This is a genomic window from Paenibacillus sp. XP01 (assembly GCF_057364885.1).
Genome location: NZ_CP139481.1, coordinates 2,721,975 through 2,738,422, shown reverse-complemented (window position 1 = coordinate 2,738,422; position 16,448 = coordinate 2,721,975). Strand labels below are relative to the sequence as shown.

The following is a 16,448-nucleotide window of genomic DNA, read 5'->3' as shown; positions in this document are numbered from 1 at the left end:
GTTTGCCGCGTTACTTAGGCCATACCAGCTTATTCATCATCGCATACAGTAACACCGCCGACTCGGCACGCGTAGCTGTAGCCAAAGGTTTGACCTCGCCGTTATAACCACCAACGACGCCAAGCTGCACAAGCGTTGCAACACTTTGCCCGGCATAAGGACGGATCATATGCGCATCGTGGAAACGTGTCAGGACGTTCTCTGTTTCTACTGAACCCGGTTGAAGCAGTCCAGCCGTTTCAAGCGCTCTTACCGTCAGAGTCATCATTTCCTGCCGGGTAATGGCTGCCTCTGGCAAGAAACGCCCGTTGCCGGTACCGGTGGCAATGCCGAGCGAACGCGCAGTTCCAACCGCCTCGTAATACGGGGCGTCTGCCTTCACATCGGAGAATTCGTCGCCCGCTGGGGCATCCAAACCAAGCGCCGCGACCAGCCATTGCACGTATTGACCACGCGTCATATCCTGTTTCGGCTGCAGATGCCCTGCATCATCAGTTCCATCTGCACGGATGATTCCGCGTGCAGCCAGCGCATGGATCGCTGTTCGGGCCCATGGAACGCTTCCCACGTCGGCAAATGTGCTCTCCACCCGTGCTACGGCATATTCTCCTGTACCTGATGAAGTGGTGAATACAACCTCGCCGCTCTGCTCGTCATATCGGCTTTGTGGCAGCGGTGCTGCCACTCCGTCCGCCCCGATCTTGAACGCAACAATGGCGTCAGGGTGCGCGCCTTGCAGCTTCCCATAAGGCATTCGAAGCGTCAAGACACTAGTAGATGGCCAAACTTCTCCATTCACGTCAAGATCCAGTCGCAGCCCCTGTTGTGTGCCAAGCTGCCGTGCAGTCGGCTTCGCCAATGTTGTTTGCGTTAACCGCACCGTTACGATATCGCCGTCTGCAGCAACGTTTTTGCGCAAATCGGTCGGAAGCTCCAGCGACCCGAAAGCGGTCACGATCAAGATCCCGCGGGCCTTGCCGTCATCCACCAGCGAGGCGGCAGGCAGACGGAGCTCATATGCACCGGCCTCTGCACTCGCTTTCAAGCGAAGCTCCACCAGCGGTCTGTTCGAAGCTGCGGCAGGCACTGCCGCAAAAGCCGCTTCCATTGCGGATTCTTTCACCTCTGCTTGCGCGACGCCATCCTTGCCGGTCTCGGCCTTCACTTCAAGAATAGCCCTGTCTTTTTGCGGTTGAGGTACCAAACGGTCTCCTGACGTGTTCGAGCTGCCGTTTTGACCTCCCGTGCCACCCGAAGTTCCGCCAGAGCTGCCGCCCGCACTTCCTCCTGTGCCGCCGCTTGAACCGTCGCTTCCCGTACCTCCGGATGAAGAAGCCTGTGCAGGCACTTTGACGATAAGAGGTACCGTCAATGCCTTGCTGTCGTCAGAGATGCGTGTAATCTCCAATTCCAACGTGACCGCAGCTTCCTCGGATGGCGGCACGATCTTGCCATCGACACGTACAACGTCCGGCATCGAACTCGAAGCGATCGCAATCCTGAACCCTTTCGGAACGGTCGGCAGCTTCAATGTTTTCGCGCCTTTGGCGGGCTGCTCCAGTGCTGTGATGGAAGCGGCGACTTCCTCGGCAGTGAGCTCCACCGTCTCCGTTTCGCAGGCCGTCGATAAACCGCCCAGTGGTTCTCCCACCGCATCGAGCGCTTCCACTTTATAATAGTAATGCGTACCCGGCGTCAGTTCGCGATCCGTATATTGCCGCAAACTTCCGTTATAAACGACGCTGTACTCCCCGTCTTCACGCTCTGAACGATAAAGCTTGTAACCCGCAGCCCCAAGACGGGCATCCCAGTGGAGCGTAACGTCTGTTCCCGTCACCGCTTCGGCTCGCAACCCGGCGCTTTCGTCCACGGAAGGTGCAATGTCCGGTTTGGCGATGACGATCCAACTGATCAGCGGATCCTGCGCTGCCGTATTGCGTACCGTCAGTTCCAGCTTGTTGTTCGAAACGACAATGCCTCGATGAGCCCTCACACTAGATGGCGTATACGTGACTGCACCAGTATTCTCTCCATTAATATAGAAATTGGCTCGGCGCGACGTGTTCGTCCATGGATCATTGAATCCGGCATAGATATCGTATGTTCCGTTCGGTACGTCAAAGCGATAAGTCAGATCCGTGCCTTTGGGCGAATTGGTCACATTGCCGCCGTTCAAATAACGCACGGTCGAAAATATGTCTCCACCATTCGAACCGGAAGGCAGCGCATCCGCGCTGACATATCCCCAGTCGCGTCCCTCGCCCGGCGCATACATCTGGTCCGCCGTTCCCGGGTTGGCCAGCGTTCCTTTCATATAAGCACCCATCAATTTGTAATCGGCTGTCTCGTAACCCCCGCTATTGACAAAATAAAGGGCATTCTCGGGGACGACGTATACGCGCACCGCCTGTTTTTTGTTGCCGAACTCCGGCGTCCTCACCTGTAACGTGAGCGGACCCGGCTTCGCAAAATCTTCGGCCGTCATCACACGGTCGTTCACCGTCCAGACCGCTGGCGTCGGCACCAAGGTTTCTCCGTCGCGCACATTAACGGTTGTTGGCAACGCGGGAACCTTGCCGAGCGGTACTGCTTCCGGCAGCGGATCTGTAATATCCACCTTCCCCATCGAATTCAGCAAATCAGGCGTCCAACTGTCATACCACCGGATCGCGATATCGGAACCTATTCCGAATTCGATCGGCAGGAATACGTATTTGGCCCCGTCATTGGAGAAATTTCCGCCGTTCCATGTATCGCCCACATAAATGAATTTGCCCTTGGCCGGATCCACCGGAATCACTGACGTGGACTGCGTGCCGAACGCTTTGCCCGGATCAGGGTCGCTAGGCAGCGTGCGCACGAACGGATTCGTCATCGTAGACCACGGCCCGAAAATGTTGTCTGCCACGGTCACCTTGTTTTCGTTCGGCGACCAGCCGGTTGCGCCGGAGGTCAGCATATAATATTTGCCCTGATATTTGAACATGGCCGGAGCTTCGCGCTGTCCGCCAGGAAATACGCGCACGTAGTCTACACCGTATTCAGCCTGATAGGTAGAATCGCGCACGGGATTACCTTTCTCGTCGGTCAACCCTTGCTTGTGCCATCCCGTGACGTCGCTGTAGTCATCCGTCAATTTGGAAATATACAACGTCAGATTTTCCTCGCTGGAGTAAATCAGGTATGCGGTACCGTCGTCGTCCTTAAACAAGTTCATGTCTCGTGCCATGCCCGGATTGCCTGGTTGGTAGTCCTTCTCCCCTTCGGGAGCGCGATCCATCCGGTAACTCTTCTGGTAGACGAACGGACCCGTCGGCGAATCGCTGATGGCATAACCAGCCTGCGCCTTGCCGTAGTTGGCGTTGTCGTTGTAAGGGTCCTTGTCTCCGTCCATGTGGGCCCACATGACGTATTTTTTCGTTTTGTCGTTGTAAATGACCTTTGGCCGCTCGATGATCCGGCCTCTGCGGATATCGGCCCAGATATCCACCCTGTCTTCACGGCCCGCGTACAGTTCCGAGATCAGCGGATCGTTGTCGAAGTCGTCCATGGATCGGATCATCGTGAGCGCCATTCCCTCATCCGTCCAGTTCATCAAGTCTGTCGACGAATATACGCGAATTCCCGCCGCCGGCCATCCTCCCGTGTGGTATTCGCCGTACCAGTAATACTTCTCCGTTTGCTCATCGTAAAAGAACCCGGCGCCATGGGCATCGATCGCCTTGCCGCCCAGGTCCGGCCATAATTGGCCTGGCGTAAAGCTCGTGCGAATCGTGGCGGCCCCAAGCGGCGTCGAAACCGGGGAAACAACGCCGTCAACTTCCGCCTGAATGTTGTAAAAATAACCGGTCCCCATCGATAATTTACTGTCCGTAAACGCAGTGTCGCCACCGCGATACACCTGTTGGAACGTACCGGCTGCACTTGTTGCTCTGGACACCGTATAAGTCACGTTCGAACCGGGTAGAACGTCCCAACGAAGAGAAATCGACGTATCCGTCACATCCGAAACGGCAAAACCGGTCGGGGAGTTGATATCATACGTTCTTGCTTCCGTTGTTGCAGGCGCGGATTCCCCGGCTGCGTTATACGCGGTGACGCGATAGCTGTAGCTGCTGCCAGGCTCCAGACCTTGATCCGTGTAACTGAGCGAAGTCCCCTCAACCACCTGCTCGTATGATTCGCTGCCAAGCAAAGCACGTGATACACGGTATCCGGTCGCCTTGTCTGCCGCAGACCATGACAGCTTTACGCTGGTGGCATCGAGCCCGACCGCCGTCAAGCTGCCAGGTGCCTGCGGCGCCGTGGCTGCCGTCCGAACCTCCAGTGGCGCAGACCACAACGATTCTGTTAAGCCGCCATATTCGTAAGCCACTTTGTAGTAATAGTTCGTATCCGTGCTTAATCCCTCATCCACATAACCCGGAGACATTGTGCTTGCCACAAAGGAATAACCGCTGTCCGGCAATGTGGAACGATACAGGCGATAACCGCCGATCGCTCGTTCCGCTTCCGTCCATTGCAGCGATACCGAGGAGGCCGTCTGCTCGGCGGCAGTCAGCGCAATATAATTGGCGGGCGGCGGCTCGGCGACGATAACATCGTCGACCTGCACCGTCTGCCACTTGTTGCGAATGCCGACTGTACCGGCAGCATATGTATCGTCCGCAAGATCAAAGACGAGCCGATCGGCTCCGTTTTCCGTAATATAGGCCCGAATGGACGTGCCCGACAGCACCAGCTTGAGCGTGTACCACGTGTTTTTGGCAAAAGTGAAATCCGCCGTTTTCAACGTGGTATCCGTGCCGTTCACCCGCTTGGAAAACACAAGTTTGTTGGCAGGCACCTGCATTTGAAAATAATAAAAATGGTTCTTATCCTGAAAACGCGGCAAAATGCCTGGATATCCCTGCCCCGCCCCCGTATAAACACTTGTGGTCACGGTCATATCGGACATCCTATCACCAGTCGAAATGATGCCTTCCCCGGTATCGCTCTGATAGAGCGTGTTGTTGGAACCATCGAGCGGATCGGCAGCTATGCTCCAATTTCCTGAACTCACGATCCACTCAGGCGACACGGTATAATCCCCATCCGAAAAGTCATCCTGCAGCAGTATTGCGGGCATGCGGTCCACATCGGCAAAAACCTGGCCTGGCAGCATCCACGGTCCCGAAGACAGTGCCAATGAAGCCGCCAACACGAATGTAATCGGTTTCTTCAATGAGTTCAAATCCGTATCTCTCCTTTGCCTCGGAAGATCAAAACATGGATATAAGGGCACGGTGCTGTTTCCGGCCTGTGTTCAACACTCAAGCGCGCCAAGGGCGAGGGTCCGATCACCTCCCAGTTTCATGAAACCGGTTTCATTAAGGCGCAAAAAAAGACCTGTCTCCCATACTAGTAGCAATGTGCAAATAATAATTATCCGCCTTTTCCTTGCGCCTATATCGTGAAACAGGTTTCATTTTTATGCAAATGTAAGTGCTTTCCTGAATTATAGTATCGGCAAAACGAAGCTGTCAATCATTATTTATGATTCAATTCGCGTTTATACAAATAACGTTCCACTAGGTTTTTCTCCCACCAGATGCCAGAACATGAGCCGCTTGTCATATTACTTTCCTTTGCCAACCCCAAAAACTGATTGCTCCAAAAAGAATGCTGGACCCAATTAAATATAGCCAAAAACTCCCTGAGCCTCCTGACTGAAGAGAAAGCAAAATTGGACGAAAAGGGTCAAATAAAAAAACTAAATCTGTTGCTAGATAATGATAAAGCACAATAGATAATCCTAAAATCACAAGGAAGGCGATGATTGGCCTTGAGATAAACACACAAACGGCACTGCAAAAAAGCAGCTTAGCAAGGCAAGTAAGTAAAAAAACACCATAAAATTTGATCGTATACCATTCTGCTGATAACCTTCCTACTTCGCCCTTAATTCCGTACAGCGCCGCAGTATCGCTGCTGGCGAACAAGGTTTTGGAGCCAATCATAGAAACAAAGTATACAATTCCGACCCCAACCACGGTCGTTGCAGCCAAAGCCAACAGTTTTCCCAGCCAAAGTTGAAACCTGCGGTATGGACGAAGTGCATACAATCTGTATGCGCCTGAATTCAATTCGCCACTTAACTGATCAATATAAATCATAGGCAGCAGTGCCGCCATCATTAATAACGACATTCCATCCATTACAAACCACGGAGCGTTAAGATTATTCAGCACGATACTGCCTTCTCCAAAACGAAATACTCCCTTTTGTAACGAACTTGAACCCCAAATGTTGAACATAGCGACCATCAAAAAAGCAGAGAACATCATAACTTTATACTTTTTTTTCCAATCCCGTTCCAATTCACTAATCCATATACCTAGCATGTTTACCCCCTAATATAAGTAGTCACTTTTCACAAAGCGATGGTAGGCTCCCCACAAGAAAACAATAAGATGTGCAACGATAACGGTTACTATAGCTATAATTGCATTCGAATTCCCGTCTATAACTTCGTTTAAACCGGTATGCTGCAGAAAAGGGATCAAGGAATAGGTAATGCTAAGTTCTAATAGAGGAAAGCTGCTGAATAATGCAGCAAGCTGAATGACGGTGCCGTCCAGCAGCAACGATGCTAAAACGTAAATCACGCAGCCTCCGATCGCAAATGTGACATTTTTGCTGTACATTGAAATAAAAATAAACAAACTAGATATCCCAAGAAGTGAAACAAATGCAAACCCGTAATATACAAAAGTGTATTCAATAGCTTCCACAGAATAAATCAGCAAACTGTTGTCATGGAACCGAAAGAAATAACCAATAACCATCAAAGAAACCGCAAATAAAATAAGCATCAGAACAATGCAAGCACAAATCAACAGCAATTTGCTAAAAAAGATTTGCGTGCGGGTAAACTGACGAAGAAAGACAAATTTCAACTGACCACCTCGATATTCCTCGGTGAATATAGAAGCCGCCAATGCAGACATGATGATATCAACAGGAAAATATAAGTTGTTTCGCAAGCCTATAAGAATAAATAGTTCAGAAAGCGTGTCATGATCCACTTGAAGCGATTCAAAAAAACGGGCTGTCATATATGCAAGACCAGGAATAGCCAGAACCAACAGCCACGTCCAACGTTTGGACCAAAGTCGTTCCCACTCACTTTTGAATAAGGTAATCATGCTCTCATTAACTCCAGGAAAGCATCTTCCAACCTTTCGCCATCACGGATCAAATCGGTTGCAGCCCCTTTCCAAATCACCTTTCCGCTTTTAATAACTATTAATTCATCACACATCTGTTGCAGTTCATCCAGCAAATGACTTGAGATAAAAAAAGCGTAGTTAAATTCGTTTCTCAAACCAAGGATGATATCTCTTAATCCCCTCATTCCCATAGGATCGAGACCATTGGAAGGCTCATCCAAAAGCAGAAGTTTCGGGTTTCCAAGCAGTGCCTGAGCAATCCCCAAGCGTTGCTTCATTCCAAGCGAATATCCCTTTACTCGATCATCCCCTCGATCTCCCAACCCTACTCTTTCAAGCAACTCATGAATATGATTTTCCCTATCTGACTTAGACAAATCAGGATGCAATCGTGCCAAATTGCGCAGTACTTGCCTACCTGTCATATATTCAAAAAAAATGGGCGATTCTATAATTGCTCCCACCTGTGCCAATGCCTTTTTTCGGTTTTTGTTAATGTCATATGAATCGATCTTGACATGGCCGTTACTTGGATGCATCAATCCTGTCATCATTCGCATCAAGGTCGTTTTGCCTGCACCATTCGGACCAATAAAACCATAGATTTTACCTTTTTCCAATTTAAACGAAGTATCTTGAACAATCTCACGTTTGCCTATCACTTTATTTATGCCATTTACTTCCATAACAATATCAGGCATGATGGCCCCCCTTATAGTAAAAACATTTCCCAATCAACAAGAGTATTCAGCGCCTTTAACATTGTGAAAATATGAACAAACAGTGTCAATATTTAAGCAAACATTTCACTCTGTAGTCAGTTCTTTGTTGATGGGTTCTTGTTTAATTTTCGTCAACTGCTTATTCAGTTAATCAAGTTATGTAAGGAGTCTGGATGCAAAGATTTTATTTTAGAACTAAAACACGGAACTACCACTTCAATTCTACATTTAATACAATATTGAAATGATAATCAATATTTACTCTTATAATCTAATATTTTACATATTCAATTCCCGAAAATCCAGTTACAGTTCTTTAATAAAAAACCAACATGGACAATCTAATTCATTGTCAATGTTGGTTTTATGATTACGATATACAAATTTTTTAACAGCTTAGTATTACTAAAAAACTTTCGTCGTCCACGATTCGCAGTTCCACGTATCCGTCACGACGTCGCGGTAAAATTCCGGTTCGTGGGAAATCAGCAGGATGCTGCCCTTATACGCTTTGAGCGCGCGTTTGAGTTCATCCTTCGCATCCACGTCCAGATGGTTCGTCGGCTCGTCGAGCACGAGCAGGTTCGTTTCGTTGTTGATCAGCTTGCACAGGCGTACTTTCGCCTTTTCGCCACCGCTCAGCACCGCAACCTTGCTCTCGATATGTTTGGTCGTCAAACCGCATTTGGCCAGAGCCGCACGCACCTCAAATTGCGTGAAGGACGGGAACTCCTGCCAAATTTCCTCGATGCATGTGTTATAGTTCGCTTCTTTGATCTCTTGTTGGAAATAACCAATTTCCAGCAAGTCGCCGCGCTGCACCGTTCCGTCCAGCGCCGGGATTTCGCCCAAAATGCTGCGCATGAGCGTTGTTTTACCGATCCCGTTCGCACCGACGAGCGCAATTTTTTGTCCACGTTCCATACGCAGATCAAGCGGTCTGGACAATGGCTCGTTGTACCCGATCACCAAGCCTTTGGTTTCGAAAATCAGTTTGCCCGACGTTCTCGCTTCGCGGAAATTAAACTGCGGTTTCGGCTTCTCGGCCGCCAGCTCGATGACTTCCATCTTGTCGAGCTTCTTTTGTCTGGACATCGCCATATTGCGCGTTGCCACGCTCGCCTTGTTCCGGGCCACGAAATCCTTGAGGTCGGCAATTTCCTGTTGTTGGCGTTTGTACGCCGATTCGAGCTGCTGCTTTTTCATCTCGTAAACTTCCTGGAAGTGGTCATAATCGCCCACGTAACGGGTCAAATCTTGATTTTCCATATGATAGATCAGGTTGATGACGCTGTTCAGGAACGGAATATCGTGAGAGATGAGGATAAACGCATTCTCGTAATCCTGCAGATAACGTTTCAGCCATTCGATATGCTGTTCATCCAGATAGTTCGTCGGCTCGTCAAGCAGCAAAATATCGGGTTTTTCGAGCAAAAGCTTGGCCAGCAGCACCTTCGTGCGTTGTCCGCCACTCAGATCGTTAACGTCCTTGTCCAGGCCGATGTCGGTCAGACCCAGTCCTCGGGCGGTCTCATCCACCTTGGCATCAATCAAGTAAAAATCCTGATTGGTCAGCGTATCCTGAATCGTGCCGACGTCTTCGAGCAGTTGCTCCAGTTCCTCGGGAGTCACATCTCCCATTTTGCCGTACATGTCGTTCATCTCCTGCTCCATGTCGAACAGGTATTGGAACGCGCTGCGCAGCACGTCGCGGATCGACTGTCCTTTGCTGAGCACGGCATGCTGGTCCAGATAACCGACGCGCATGCGCTTGGACCATTCCACTTTACCTTCATCCGGCTGCAGCTTGCCCGTAATGATATTCATGAAGGTGGATTTCCCTTCACCGTTGGCCCCGATCAGACCGATATGCTCACCCTTGAGCAGACGGAACGATACATTGTTAAAGATGGCACGGTCGCCAAAACCGTGACTCAATTTTTCCACGTTTAATATACTCATCATGACACCTTTTCTATATAGACTTATTCTTGTATATTATAAGCGTTATGGGCCGCTCAACTCAATGGCAACTTCAAATGGCAAGCTTGTCGAGAATCGCGCCGTTCCCTCCACCTTCATCACTATGAAATTCCTCTGCCCATTTGCCTAAATCATCGGAATCCGTTAAAATTTTTCTTTGTATACGTTAAGCTGTCACTGGAACAATAAATAAGGTGTATACACACTAATACAGAACGGAGCTCTTCTGAACGAGCATCAGGTGAAAAGCAATGATTGAAGTAAAACGTTCCCCCATTGGAGGAAGCGGAGAATTTAACCGCGGCGTATTCGCCACGGAGGACATTCCAAAAGGAAAGCTGATCCATCAGGCGCCGGTCGTTGCCTATCCGAATGAAGACCACCATCACATCGATGAGACCATACTCGGAGATTACGTATTCGAGTACGGCACGAACCATACTGCGATGTTGCTGGGTTACGGCAGTTTGATTAACCACTCCTATGAACCCAACGCGACTTATGTCATCAATTTCGACAATCATTCCTTCGATTTCTACGCTTATCGGGATATTCGGGCGGGCGAAGAAGTGTTGATCAACTACAATGGCGATGAAACCAACATGGACCCGCTATGGTTTCTCGATGATTACGAAGAACGCATGCAGCAGTTGAATCAAGCCGAGCAAGCTGCCGAGCGCGAAAAAAACGCTGAATGACGGCCTTCTGAACCCGGGAAAGGGCGGAAAGTCCGGACAGCACAAAGCCCACATGAACCTCAGAGAAGACAGGCGGAATCGTACGATGATTCCTCGCCTGTCTTCTTTCGTGTACCGTCTGTGCACCTATATCAAACGGAGGGTTCTACTCCTCGATCGGCGGATCAGCATGCAAGTCCACGTCCGGTGCCGTCTGCTTCCAGCGGAGGAATTCCACGCTGAAGCCGGCACGTTTCGGAGAGCATAGAAAAGGCCCCGCCTGTTTGCCTGTCGCATAGGCAAACCGCGCAACCCGGATCGTGCGCCATGGATGCTTGTCCGTTCTTGCGCGTATAATGACGGCATCGTTGCTCCAGGAAGCCCGGATCGTTACAATTTGACCTGCCCACTCGGGCACAGGAGATAACGACCAGTCGGAAAAATGGTCCGTCACCACCACCGCTGCATGGGGTACGCCGTCGTTGACCTCAATGCCCGCTTTGATCCACTGATGCTGGTCATGCCACAACATCAAGCCCGCCTGATCATACAATTCGGTAAACGATTTTAAGTCAAAGGATACCTCGACGGCACGGTCTCCGTCCCATGCGGCAAGCAAAGCATGGCCATTCCGGTGGCAAAAGCCGTAAAACGTGTTTTCCCAAAAGTCGCTTCCCTCTGCCGCCTCGACGATCAGCCGATCGGATTGCAGAGCCCAAGATGCGGGCTCCCTTGTCCAGGCTGCTTCCGGCCATTGCCCAAAATGATTCATTGACATATGTACATCATCCCTTCAATCGACTTCCGGCATTTCTGCCCAACATCCCAAGTTCAGTATACCATCCATCCAATGTCCTGCGCGCATGTGTGCATCAACGTGATGCGGCTGCCTTTGACAGGAATGGTATACTATAGATATAGTTAGTTTTACATTGTTGAAAGCAAAACATTTCGATTCCGATCCAAAGGAGCGTGGCAATATGCGCATATCCATTACCGATCTTGCTGCAGAGCGCCTGACCGCAGGCCTCGGGGAGCAGCCGGGTTATTTCAAGCTTTTTTATGATACCGAAAATTGCGGATGCAACGGCGTGCTCGTCATCGACATCGTAGACCAGCCTGGAGCATTGGATGAACCCGTCGAAACGAATCTGGGCACATTCTACGTGGACCCCAAACAACAGCTTAACCTGGAGGAGAGCATGAAGCTGGATACCGAGCCCAACTATCCTTCGTTCAGGCTCAGCAGCGACTCAGGGGTGCTTAACGGCAACCTTCGCGTACGGGACGCTCGTGCCAGCGCGGTTGGAACGCCCGCAGCCATGAATGCCTGTGCCTTGCCATCCAGCAGATGATCTTTCTGCCAGCCATTGGCCTGGCCCATAACGAAACGGCTTTTGCGGCGACGCATGGCCGTTTTTTTATTTTCACACATTTTGTTTACAAGTCGGAAACATTTGGAGAAACTATTGACATCATCCTCTAGTATACTCGGTTTATAGATTGATAGAACCGAGGAGGATGCAGCATGACCACATCAATGAATCGCACACGCAAACATAAATCCATCATCTCCGCCCTTCTGGCCGGATCCGTCATTGCCGGGGCGGCACTCGCCGCCGTACCTTTCACGTTCGGCACGGCAGCAGAAGCTGCGAGCTCCAGCTTTGCCCAATTCCTGCACGACAATGCACCATCCCGCACGATCAAAACAGCCGGCAACGGCAAAGCCACGGTAACCAATCTCACGAGCACCGTCGTGCTGGTCAACAAAAAAAGAAACCTGCCGGCAAGCTATGAACCGAAGGATCTCGTCGTGCCGAACATCCCGTTCAGCTTCTCCGGCTCCAGCCCGAAAAAGCAGATGCGAAAAGCAGCCGCCACCGCGCTGGAGAAGCTGTTCGCAGCGGCCAAAAAAGACGGCATCGATATCAAAGCCGTGTCCGGCTACCGTTCCTATGCCACGCAAAAATCGATTTTTGAACGCAATGCCAGCATCAAAGGCGAAGCCGTGGCCAACAAAACCAGCGCCCGCCCTGGACAAAGCGAACACCAGACCGGGCTCGCGATGGACATTTCCAGCGCATCCGCAGGTTACTACCTGCAGCAAAGCTTCGGCAGCACCAAAGAAGGCAAATGGCTGAAAGCCAATGCCCCGAAATACGGCTTTATTATCCGCTACGGCAAGGATCAGGAAAAACTGACGGGATACTCGTATGAGCCGTGGCATGTCCGCTACGTCGGCGTATACATCGCAGGCGAAATGACGAAACAGAACCTCACGCTGGAGCAATATTTGGAGCGTGCCAAGTAAAAGTGACTGTGAATCAAGTACTTTTCTCGGTGAATAGAGATGATCCTATGATGGTCTGATCGTTACCACAAAACAAAAGGGAGAGAAAGGTCGGCGATCCGCCTTCCTGCTCTCCTGCAACGCTTCTTTTGACAGAGTGCGTCAAACCAAACCACTCTACGCACTGACGATGCGTTTGACAACTGCCGGGAGCCGTTTCATCCCTTCCGTCCCCGCCCAGGAGCCGACCCCAGCCAGCAGGGCATTATGAACCAGGTAAAAAGCTGCATGGTACGCCAGCGTACCCAGCACGATTTCCACGATGACAAACCGCTTCAACGTGGAGGATTCGATCACGTATACCCGAAATTCACGCGAGAATGCGTTGCTTTTAACTTGAGACAGCCATGCCTTCATCGGTCACCTCCACGGTTTATTTTCAGCGTATGGCAGCACCGACTTGTCTTATGCAAAAATTATACATACAAAAAGTAACCAAGCATGCTATAGTGAGTTTATAATTCAACCAAGCGAGGTACATACGATGAGTGATTTGGAGAACATTATCAAAAACCGCAGGTCTGCCGTTATTTTCGAAGAAGGCGTCGACATCCCCGAATCGGAATTCCACGAGATGTTTGCTTTGAACAAATTCGCGCCTTCGGCCTTTAACCTGCAGCACACCCATTATCTCGTGCTGACGGACCCGGCACAGATCGAAAAAGTCCATGAAGCTTCCCAGCAGTACAAAGTAAAAACGGCTTCTGCTGTCATCGTCGTACTCGGCGATATCAACGCTCACCATCACATCCGCACGATCAACGAAGGTTTGCTGAATCTTGGCGCTATGACGCCGTTCCAATACGAGCAGGAATCACAAAGCGTCACCGAATTTTACGAAGCCCGCGGCAGATTTTTCCAACGCGAAGATGCCATCCGCAATGCCAGCCTGTCTGCCATGCAGTTCATGCTGATTGCCCAGGATCGAGGCTGGGACACTTGTCCAATGATCGGTTTCGATGCCGAGGAGCTGCAAAAGAGCCTTGAAATTCCCGATCACTATGTGATCTCCCTGGTCATCACGATCGGTAAAAAATCCGAAGCCAAGCAGCGTCCGCGCGGTTACCGCAAACCGATTAACGAGTATGTGAGTTTCAACAAATTGAACGTGGAATAATGAATAACAAACTGAAAACAAACCATGCCAAAAAGCCACGATCATCGTGGCTTTAATACGTTTCATATATAAGCTGCTCCGACGATGAAATGCTTCGTCAAACTCCGCAAACAGGTACAATTGCCCCGCAGGCGTTTCCCCTGCGTCGAATCCGAGCCGGAAATTTCCGTTTTCTTCGAACGCCACCTCTGCCAAAATCAGTTCGTCAACGTCCTCATCGGGATGCAGCGCGCAATGTGTTCCAATGCGCCCTGAATGGCGATGCCGTCGTGAGTTCAAAAAAAGGGCATGAAATTCATTTTAGTCCATGTTAGTATCCGAGTGGGCTTACATACACACAAGTCCATATACTTTCGGAAAGGGTTGAACCACGCATGTCCATTTCTCTCGAAACCATCTCACGTACCCGAATGGCTTATGTTCGTCAAATCGGACCCTATGGCCCTGCCAACAAACAGGCAATGGAAACCTTGAAAAGCTGGGCTCACGATCAACATTTGTTATCCGAAGCTTCCGTATTGTTCGGCATTCCGCAAGATGACCCTGCAACAACTCCACCTGAGGCATGTCGATATGACGCGTGCATCGTGATCAGCGACGATTTCGTTTTCTCCGGAAACGATCCCGTAAAGGAAGGAGAATTGGCCGGCGGAGATTATCTCGTATACCGAATCGCGCATACTGCGGAAGCCGTGATGCATGCCTGGACCAGCATTCCCGGTTTGGTTCGGGATCACGGGCATGCGATCGCAGATGGCCCCGTGATGGAACGATATAAAGGGGAACTTCTTCTGCGGCATCAATGCGAGCTTTGCATTCCGGTGCGCAAGGACGCTAACCTTAGGTGAACAATTCCCATGTAAACATGAGTCATCGAGGCGCGCGAAGTTGTGGAATTTATCGAAGGCTTCGGTCAGGGGCCTAAATCCGCTTTCCAAGGAAAAATGAACATGCGATAACTTCACTTGCCCAATAGATAGTGCAGCCTCTTCTCATCAGAGAAGATCAGGAAGCGTTTCGCGCAGACCGCACTAAATCAAAAAAGAGCGGATCATGCAGGCAGGATGGCCTACGTGATCCGCTCTTTGGGTGACAAGCATGCGAGAATTAGTTAGTGAACGCCCAGTTGCCTTTGCGGAATACCGGCTCGATCGTGCCATCCGGCAATTCCCCGTCGATATCCAGCTCTGCGGAACCGATCATAAAGTCCACATGGGTCAGGCTGACGTTGCATTCATGTTTTAACAGCTCTTCGTTGTTCATCGTGGTGCCGTCCTTCATGCAAAACGGATATGCGCTCCCCACCGCAAGATGGCAAGAAGCATTTTCGTCCACGCCGGTATTGTAGAAAATGCGGTTCAGATTCGAAATCGGGGAATCATGCGGCACAAGCGCCACTTCACCCAGATAACGCGCACCCTCATCGGTGGAAAACAGGTTTCTCAGATGCTCCTCGCCGGATGCCGCGCTGAACGCAACGACCTGTCCATCCTTAAACGTGATCTTGATCTGATCAACCAATTGGCCATTCAAATTCAGCGGCATCGTGCTGCTGACATAACCGTTGACCCCGCTGCGCTTCGGCATGGTGAACACTTCTTCGGTCGGCATGTTGGCGACAAAATAGTGGCCTTCTTTATTCTCGCCGCCTCCGCCATGCCAGATATGCCCGTCGACAAGCTCGATCTTCAGATCGGTGCCTGGCGCGCGATAGTGAAGGCTTTTATAGTTTTTGGCATTCAGGATAGCGTTCATGTCGTTCAGCGTTTTCAGGTGATTTTTCCAATTTTCCACGGCATCGCCGCCGTCGACGCGATTCATTTTGAAAATGGTGTCCCACATGACGCTGATCCGTTCTTCTTCCGGAATGTCGGCAAACACTTTGTTCGCCCACGCTTTCGTCGGCGCTTTGATCAAGCACCAGCTGATTTCGTGGTTGCGCGTGTATTTGGAAAATCCGCGGCGAGCGGTTGCCGCAGCCTTGGTTGCACGCGACACCTTGTCCGAATCGATGCCGTTGTACAGATCCGGATCAGGGACTTTGATCGTCAATGTTGCGCCGCCTTCGGCCGCGAACTTCTCCAGCATCTCCGTTTTCCAGGACGGATAATAATCGAAGCTGTCATCCGAACCGTGGATGAAACGGCTGCGCGTAATGATGTCGTCCTCGAAATCGACTTGCACGTATTTCGCGCCTGCGGCATAAGCCTTCTGTACGATCAGCCGGGTCAGATCCAACGTTTCAATCGGAGCCGTAACGATCAGCACCTGTCCTTTCTGAATGTTGACGCCGACTCGCACGACGAGTTCCGCATATTGTTCCAAAGATTGTTCAAAGCTTTGTTCAAATGTACTCATGATCATTTCACTCCTGATGGTAGTAGT

Annotated in this window: 13 protein-coding genes; 5 read left to right on the top strand and 8 right to left on the bottom strand. The window is 50.4% G+C overall.

From position 1 onward, the window contains the following. Positions 1–10: 10 nt before the first annotated feature. The 5 genes from SNR34_RS12730 to SNR34_RS12710 all read right to left on the bottom strand — a co-directional run bounded on the left by SNR34_RS12730 (position 11) and on the right by SNR34_RS12710 (position 9,895). Positions 11–5,233, bottom strand: a complete 5,223-nt coding sequence (locus SNR34_RS12730) for a fibronectin type III domain-containing protein (RefSeq protein WP_486182036.1) — start codon at positions 5,231–5,233, stop codon at positions 11–13. A gap of 379 nt (positions 5,234–5,612) precedes the next feature. Then, complete coding sequence (locus tag SNR34_RS12725) at positions 5,613–6,383, bottom strand: ABC transporter permease (RefSeq protein ID WP_486182035.1); 771 nt, start codon at positions 6,381–6,383, stop codon at positions 5,613–5,615. A 9-nt stretch (positions 6,384–6,392) separates the two neighbouring features. After that, the gene (locus tag SNR34_RS12720; protein ID WP_486182034.1) at positions 6,393–7,187 is read right to left on the bottom strand and encodes an ABC transporter permease; all 795 of its coding nucleotides are present in this window, start codon (positions 7,185–7,187) and stop codon (positions 6,393–6,395) included. Beyond that, positions 7,184–7,912 (bottom strand): ABC transporter ATP-binding protein, encoded by a 729-nt coding sequence (locus tag SNR34_RS12715; RefSeq protein WP_486182033.1) that lies wholly within the window; start codon positions 7,910–7,912, stop codon positions 7,184–7,186. The genes SNR34_RS12720 and SNR34_RS12715 overlap by 4 nt, the downstream gene beginning before the upstream one ends. Positions 7,913–8,338: 426 nt before the next feature. Then, the gene (locus SNR34_RS12710) at positions 8,339–9,895 is read right to left on the bottom strand and encodes an ABC-F family ATP-binding cassette domain-containing protein (RefSeq protein ID WP_236419650.1); all 1,557 of its coding nucleotides are present in this window, start codon (positions 9,893–9,895) and stop codon (positions 8,339–8,341) included. A gap of 272 nt (positions 9,896–10,167) precedes the next feature. Between SNR34_RS12710 and SNR34_RS12705 the strand changes: the two genes are divergently transcribed. Continuing rightward, positions 10,168–10,614, top strand: a complete 447-nt coding sequence (locus SNR34_RS12705) for an SET domain-containing protein (protein WP_236419576.1) — start codon at positions 10,168–10,170, stop codon at positions 10,612–10,614. A 145-nt stretch (positions 10,615–10,759) separates the two neighbouring features. Here SNR34_RS12705 and SNR34_RS12700 read toward each other — a convergent pair whose 3' ends face one another. Then, positions 10,760–11,365: a DUF1349 domain-containing protein gene (locus SNR34_RS12700; protein ID WP_486182449.1), complete on the bottom strand. Its 606-nt coding sequence runs from the start codon at positions 11,363–11,365 to the stop codon at positions 10,760–10,762. Positions 11,366–11,573: 208 nt separating this feature from the next. Here SNR34_RS12700 and SNR34_RS12695 point away from each other — a divergent pair, with 208 nt between their 5' ends. Further along, a complete protein-coding gene (locus tag SNR34_RS12695; protein WP_343259350.1) occupies positions 11,574–11,948 on the top strand; it encodes an iron-sulfur cluster biosynthesis family protein in 375 nt (124 codons plus the stop codon). A 173-nt stretch (positions 11,949–12,121) separates the two neighbouring features. After that, positions 12,122–12,907 (top strand): M15 family metallopeptidase, encoded by a 786-nt coding sequence (locus SNR34_RS12690; protein ID WP_486182032.1) that lies wholly within the window; start codon positions 12,122–12,124, stop codon positions 12,905–12,907. 156 nt (positions 12,908–13,063) lie between these two features. On the opposite strand, the gene SNR34_RS12685 is transcribed toward SNR34_RS12690, so the two are convergent. Next, positions 13,064–13,303, bottom strand: a complete 240-nt coding sequence (locus SNR34_RS12685; protein ID WP_236419567.1) for a hypothetical protein — start codon at positions 13,301–13,303, stop codon at positions 13,064–13,066. Between the two features lie 127 nt (positions 13,304–13,430). Here SNR34_RS12685 and SNR34_RS12680 point away from each other — a divergent pair, with 127 nt between their 5' ends. Both SNR34_RS12680 and SNR34_RS12675 read left to right on the top strand, forming a co-directional pair. Further along, positions 13,431–14,063, top strand: coding sequence for a nitroreductase family protein (locus SNR34_RS12680; protein ID WP_339277851.1), 633 nt, complete (start codon positions 13,431–13,433; stop codon positions 14,061–14,063). 374 nt (positions 14,064–14,437) lie between these two features. Continuing rightward, the gene (locus tag SNR34_RS12675; RefSeq protein WP_236419563.1) at positions 14,438–14,911 is read left to right on the top strand and encodes an AraC family transcriptional regulator; all 474 of its coding nucleotides are present in this window, start codon (positions 14,438–14,440) and stop codon (positions 14,909–14,911) included. A gap of 259 nt (positions 14,912–15,170) precedes the next feature. Here SNR34_RS12675 and SNR34_RS12670 read toward each other — a convergent pair whose 3' ends face one another. Then, positions 15,171–16,421: an aminopeptidase gene (locus SNR34_RS12670; RefSeq protein WP_486182031.1), complete on the bottom strand. Its 1,251-nt coding sequence runs from the start codon at positions 16,419–16,421 to the stop codon at positions 15,171–15,173. Positions 16,422–16,448 lie beyond the last annotated feature (27 nt).